Here is a 225-nt window from a genome sequence, read left to right on the forward strand (position 1 = left end):
ACTAAACTCTAAGCAAGATGATTCTTCTCAAGATAAACAGCAAAACTCTAAGCAAGATGATTCTTCTCAAGATAAACAGCAAAACTCTAAGCAAGATGATTCTTCTCAAGATAAACAGCAAAACTCTAAGCAAGATGATTCTTCTCAAAGTAAGCAACAAAGCTCTAAACAAAATGATTCTTCTCAGAATAAACAACAAAGCTCTAAACAAAATGATTCTTCTCA

1 protein-coding gene is annotated in these 225 nt (G+C 32.0%); it reads left to right on the plus strand.

The window, feature by feature from the left end; all coding sequences use genetic code 11:
* A partial coding sequence (locus MR167_RS32485) for a hypothetical protein (protein ID WP_242316311.1) occupies positions 1-225 on the plus strand: 225 nt, incomplete at both ends.

This window comes from Bacillus cereus group sp. BfR-BA-01355 (assembly GCF_022663675.1).
Lineage (GTDB): Bacteria > Bacillota > Bacilli > Bacillales > Bacillaceae_G > Bacillus_A > Bacillus_A thuringiensis_S.